The organism is uncultured Murdochiella sp., from assembly GCF_902488755.1.
Lineage (GTDB): Bacteria > Bacillota > Clostridia > Tissierellales > Peptoniphilaceae > Murdochiella.
In genome coordinates, this window is record NZ_CABTXF010000062.1 from 1 (window position 1) to 6,340 (window position 6,340).

Annotated in this window: 4 protein-coding genes; all 4 read right to left on the minus strand. The window is 46.6% G+C overall.

Going from position 1 to position 6,340, the window contains the following annotated elements:
* Positions 1–1,771: 1,771 nt before the first annotated feature.
* Positions 1,772–2,887, minus strand: coding sequence for an A/G-specific adenine glycosylase (gene mutY, locus RDL68_RS05925; protein WP_308540758.1), 1,116 nt, complete (start codon positions 2,885–2,887; stop codon positions 1,772–1,774).
* Positions 2,888–2,959: 72 nt separating this feature from the next.
* Positions 2,960–4,360 carry an FHA domain-containing protein gene (locus RDL68_RS05930; protein WP_308540759.1) on the minus strand — a complete coding sequence of 467 codons (1,401 nt, stop codon included), beginning with the start codon at positions 4,358–4,360 and terminating at the stop codon, positions 2,960–2,962.
* The gene (locus RDL68_RS05935; RefSeq protein WP_308540760.1) at positions 4,345–5,385 is read right to left on the minus strand and encodes a hypothetical protein; all 1,041 of its coding nucleotides are present in this window, start codon (positions 5,383–5,385) and stop codon (positions 4,345–4,347) included. The genes RDL68_RS05930 and RDL68_RS05935 overlap by 16 nt, the downstream gene beginning before the upstream one ends.
* 96 nt (positions 5,386–5,481) lie before the next feature.
* Positions 5,482–6,340: FAD-dependent oxidoreductase (locus RDL68_RS05940; protein WP_308540761.1), on the minus strand; the 859-nt coding region annotated here is incomplete at its 5' end.

A 6,340-nucleotide genomic window follows, 5' to 3' on the forward strand; every position in this document is an offset into this window, starting at 1 on the left:
TTCAAGCAGAAGACGGCATACGAAGCTGTTCAATCGGAAAATGATGTGCGCCATCCTTTAAGAATGTAAAATAGGCATCCACATCTTTCTGGTCTCCATGCAAAACCTTTTGAGATAGTACCGTAGCCGCCGTAAATCCGGTCGCATACTTGTAGACGTAGAAATTGGAATAGAAATGCGGTATACGCATCCATTCGTAGGCAATCTCCTCATCGGAAATCATCGATTCGCCAAAATACTTTCGATTCAGTTCGAGGTACAGGCGATCATAATCCTCCCCGGCAAGACTTTCTCCGGCTTCTATACGCGCATGAACAACCTTCTCAAATTCGGCAAACATCGTCTGACGGTATACTGTAGATTTGAAGCTGTCTAAATGATGATCCAGAAGCTCCCGTTTTTCTTCTTCGGTCTTTGCGTGCTTTGTCAGATATTCTAATAGCAGCAGTTCATTAAAAGTCGAAGCGACTTCTGCGGCAAAGATTGTGTAGTTGTAGTAGAGACCTTCGTTGTTATGTTTGGCATAGTAGCTATGCATGGAATGACCCATCTCATGTGCCAACGTAAATACCGAATCCAACGTTCCGTTGAAATTCAGCAAAATGTAAGGGCTGCTTTCATAGGAACCGGAAGAATAAGCTCCTCCGGCTTTGCCTTCACGAGGATAAACATCCATCCAACGTTCATCAAAGGCTTTTCGATAAATGGTCTGGTATTCTTTTCCCAAAGGAGCAACCGAAGCGATACACAGTTCTTTTGCTTCCTCAAATGTATACGTTTTTGCCGTACCTTTGATTAGCGGCAGATACACGTCATACATGTGCTGTTCCGGCAACCCCAACAGTTCTTTTTTCTTCGCGTAATAGCGGTGAAGAAGCGGAAGATGACGATGGACACTGTCCAAGAGAGAATCATAAACCGACTGGGGGACATCATCTTCATGAAGAGTCATCGCCAGCGCACTATCGTAATGGCGCATCTCCGCTTCCGTGGTCAACGCTTTGACATTATTCGTATACGAGGTCGAAATCGTATTTCCAAAATCGTGGAAAGTGGAGTACAGGGAAATAAACGCTTCTTTTCGTACAGCGACATCCGGATTCTTTTCATGCATCGTGAAATTCTGTTGCGTTAACTCTTCTCCATCTAAACTTTGTAAAGGAGGAAAGTGCAAATCGGCATTTGTCAGAAAATAATAGATCGCATCCGGTGCTTCGGAAAGAAAGTGCATTTTCGCTAAAAGATTTTCCTCCGCAGCACTCAGAGTATGCGCTTTATAGCGGAAAATGCGGGCAAACCACTCGTGATAAAAAGCGTATTTTGGCTCCTCCATCAACCGCTCTTGCTCTTCCTCTGAAAGGCTGAGCAAAAACGGCTCAAAGAACGAGAATGCAGCAACATACTCTTGCAGCAACCGAGATGCCGTCTGATAGTCACGCTGCGCTTCGCTGTTTCGGCTATCTTCATCCTGCTTCATATGGGTATATACGATGAGATTTTCTGCCACAATCTCACTTTGACGATAGGTTTCCAAAATCTCCTCAAGGTGGAGTTTTGGCTCATCTGACCAATCTTTAAGCAATTGGATATTATTTTTCAAAAGGGAAATATCTTGTTCCATCGCTGCATCTTCGGGATACATTTCCTCAATTGCCCAGCGATAAGCGGTAATTTGTTTTTCGTCCATAGATTCTCCTTTCAACACTTGTTTATGTACCCAATCCTCTTAGCTCTATGCTTAGCTCTATGCGATTCGCCTTCTAACGCAGCCTTACCATTCTACAAAAAACGGTCGATGGGCAGCGGGTATGGCATATCGGGTGGCAATTTCATCCGGATCTGCCCATACCGCATTCGCAACATCCGTCATTCCGTCTTGTATCTCTCGAACACCATCCGCATCGGCAAAGAGAACCTCCTGTGCCTCTCTCGTCAATTTTTTCGTCCGGCGAAGCGTCACATGGTAGCCAATCATATGCCATTCGAGATGGGAAAAAACATGTGTTGCCGGATCCATTGCACAAATTTCCTGAATGGTTTCCTGCGGAATACCATACCGCATTAAGCAGGCAGAAACCTCTTCGGGACGAAGATGTCCCTCTACCATAGGAAATAACCATAACCCGGCTAAGAGCCCTGTCTCCGGCTGTTTATGAAGCAAAAGACGATCCTTTTTCTGCAGCAGCAAAACCGTCTTTTTCTCTATTCGTCTCTTTCTCTTCGGACGACGCTTTGGATATTGCGCCGCATCTTCTCTTCCTGCCAAGGCGCAAAATCCCCGAAGAGGGCACTCTGCACAGAGAAGTCTGCCCTTGGCGATACAAATTAGCGAGCCAAGATCCATCAACGCCTGATTAAATGCGCCGGGACGATGGATATCCAGCATAAGGCGCATTTCCGCTTCAAGGCGTTCTTTCGTATCCCGATCCTCAATAAAACCTTCCTCTTGTAGAAGACGGGCAAAAATACGATAGGCATTGCCATCCGGTGCAATCACCGGTTTGCCAAAAGCAATGGAAGCAATAGCTCCTGCGGTGTATGCGCCAATTCCCGGAAGGTGTTGCAATTCTTCCGTGGTATCGGGTAGCCGTCCGCCATTCTCTTGCACAAGCTGTTTTGCTGCTTTCTGCAAATTCCTTGCTCTGGAGTAATAACCCAATCCTTGCCAAAGTTTCAGCAAAACCTCCTCATCCGCAGACGCTAACGAACAGACGTCCGGAAAGGAAGACAGAAATCGCGAATAATACCCTTTCACCGCCTCCACACGTGTTTGCTGCAACATAATTTCAGACACCCAGACGTGATATGGCGTAGGATCTTCTCGCCAAGGAAGGGTACGACGATTCGCGTCATACCAAGCGATTAGCTTGTCAGATAATTCGGACACGGTAAACTCCTCCTGCTTCTATTATAGAGGAACGGGAGGAGTGAATAATGTACTTTCTGTTGACATCCTTACTCAAAGCAGGAATATGGCTTCTTCTTCTCCAAAACGAAGGCGATCACCCCGCGCAAGGACTTTCGGTTGAAATGGTGGGATTCTATGATTGTTTACATACGTCCCATTGGTCGATCGACAGTCCGTCACCGCATACTGTCCGTTTTCAACAGAGAAACGGGCGTGTTTTGCGCTCACTTGACGGTTCGTGCGTAAAATCCCCGCCTCCTTTCCCCGACCCAGAATGATCGGCAAAGAGGAAAGATCCACTTCTTCTTTGTCGGAGAAGCGAAGGTGAGGACGCGGTGCGTCGGCAAGATGAATCGTGCGAACACATCCATTTTCCTCCCAAAGAAGCGGTGTTGTTCCTATTGCAAGAGGGCTCTTTCTTTTTCGCTCTCCGTTTGGCGAATAAATGTCATTATTTCGATTGCGATAGCGCTTGCAGTTTTCTAAGCTGAAGTGCATAAGTAAGTCCAATATCGTTTTTGGTGTCTTCGCCGTTTTTTTATTTTTGTTCTCCACCGTTTGGGGAATCGATCGATTTGCCTTATTCTCTTTTTGTAGACTGGGAAAGGAAAGCGGTTCGGTTGGCGAGACCGATTCCTTTTTATTTATGTTGTATAAAATCGGTGCGGTTTGCTCCTTTTTTGAAGGAGAAGTAACCGTTCTTTCTGCATAGCGCGAGAGTTGTTCCCAATCCGGATGGTTCTTCTGTCCTTGCTTTTCTACAACGTTTATTCCCGTTTCGCGCGCAAGAGAAGGATTTTTCGTTTTTTCTTTTTCGGATGGAAGGTGCGTGGATCTTTCTTTATTTGAAGACGAAGACAAACGGTCGAATGCCGTCATGTTGGTGCCCTCTTTCGCTTTCCTTTCGTCCTGCAAATGGGTTAACACCGTTATTATTGCATTGCGATTCAGCGAAGCGCTACGAAATGTGTTAAATACCGTAGCAAAACAGGCGCTGTCCGTTTCCTCAAATCCACGTAAGAAAAGTATCGATTGACAGAATACAGCAAGACTTTTTTCCAATGGAGGAAGCGAAAGCAACGGCACCGGAAGAAAAACAGCCTGCTCCCCTGAAAAAACAACCCCATGCGGATGCAAAAGAAGCATGGCAGGATCCAGCAAATGATCCTCCGCCTCCTTTATCGCTTTATCCAGTTGAGCAAGAAAAACCGCCAAGCTACGCCGAGTCCACGGTTCTTGAAGGGTGTCCAAGCGTTCCCCTTCAAGAACATAACGAAAAGCGTGTTCCCCTTCCGTTGGTAAAAACGTTGCAAAGTTGGGAGAGCAAGGGTGCATCAACATCTTTAATGCCAAAGAATCTATCGCGTTATCCCCTTCCCAGCGCAACAAAACATGCTTGCCATCCTCTTCGTCAAAAAGACGCATACCTGCACCGATTACGCACGAATCCATTCCACCACCTCCTTAATCGATGAGGAAACACGAAGCGCAGCTATTATTTCCCGTTGTTGGTCAAGCGTATTTGTTTCACCGGAAAGAAACGGTATGCAAAAAGAACGTATGCCTTCTGCAGCTTCCTTACGTTCTATAAAAACGTCATGACCTTCTTTCCAGGTATAGGGAATCGCATCTAAAAAGGCGCGTATTCCCTCTTCTTCACAACTATCCGAGAAAAGAAGCAAGCGATCCGCCACCGAAAAGAAGGATGAAAAATGCCAAAGCCATCCTGCCGGACAATCCACAAACACTAAGGATGCACGTTTTTTTACCAATCGAAAGAGTCGTATCCATTCTTCTTGCGAAATATCGAAAAAATCTGCTGGACGACTGGGCGGTATAAAAGTTTCCACGCCGTCCTGCTCTGTTATACATGCTGCTAATCGCATCTCTGCATCCGCACATGGCGTGCGCATAGCAAGAATCACATCAGCAAGCGTATACGGCAACGCTGTGTTCTTTTCAGAATCCAGATAAAGGTCTTTCAGTGACCAAAAAGGCTGTACACCAAAATAAAAAACAGCTTGTTGCGGAAAAAGATGTCGATACCCTGCCGCCAAGGCTTTCGTGACCGTGCTAACGCCTATACCGCCTTGCAAAGCGGTACAAAAAATCAGCTGTCCGCTTGTCTCTGCGGAATGCTCGCCGTTTTGTTGATGAGAAAGAAGATAAAAAAGCTCCTGCCGCAAACGCGATACCGGCTGATATTTTGCCAATCCTCGCGCATCGGTTTTATCCTGCCAATAGAAAAGATGGGTAGGCGTAATCGCCTTTTTGATTTCGTCCTTGGCATGGATATCGAGCGCACTGTCATCCAGAATCACACGATCATACGGACAAAGATGATGCGCTTCCAAAAAAGCAGCGGAAGTGACCATCCACTCGATTTCAACTCCTTCTTGCGGCTGATTTTTCCATTGTGTTAAAAAACGATCTCGATACCGGACATCCGGATCAATTACAGCAATTCTCCATTTCATCGCATATCCTCCGTTGCTTCTATCGTAACGGAGAATATGTCCCGCGCGCATCCCAAAAATAAGACGGTTCTGTCACGATTCGAGCAATAAAGGAATTTACTTCTGTCGTAAATAGGCATCAATGCCGCGAGCGGCTTTTCTTCCAGCCCCCATAGCAAGAATGACGGTAGCCGAACCAGTTACCGCATCTCCGCCGGCAAAAACACCCTCTATGGATGTCTCGCCCGTTTCTTCGTTGATAATAATTCCCTTTTTCGCATTGAGCGAAAGCCCCTCAAGTCCTTTGGCTGCACGTGGGTTAGCATTCGTTCCAAGCGCCATAATAACGGCATCACACGCAATAACAAACTCAGATCCGGCTATTTCCACAGGTCTCCGTCGTCCGGAGGCATCCGGTTCACCCAGTTCCATACGGATACAACGCACTCCCGAAACCCATCCGTCTTCATCCGCGAGAATCTCAACCGGATTGCAGAGAAAATCAAAGCGGACACCTTCTTCTTGCGCATGTTCGATCTCCTCTTGCCGCGCAGGAAGCTCTTTCGCACTTCGCCGATACACCAATCGGCTTTCCGCACCCAGGCGCAATGCGGTTCGGGCGGCATCCATGGCGACATTTCCGCCGCCAACGGTCACGACACAAGACAATGGTTCCATTTTTGTATCGTACTTCGGATCAAAAGCGTGCATTAAATTGGTACGGGTTAGATATTCATTAGCAGACATCACGCCATTAAGAGATTCGCCGGGAATCCCCATAAATCGAGGTAAACCGGCGCCTGTGGCAATAAATACAGCATCAAATCCTTCCTCTTTCAAGAGTTGGGGAATGGTAATGCTCTGTCCGACAAAAACATCGGTCTCTATTTTTACGCCAAGACGGCGGACATTGTCTACCTCATAAGCAACAACTTCTTTTTTCGGCAAACGAAACTCCGGAATACCGTATTGCAAA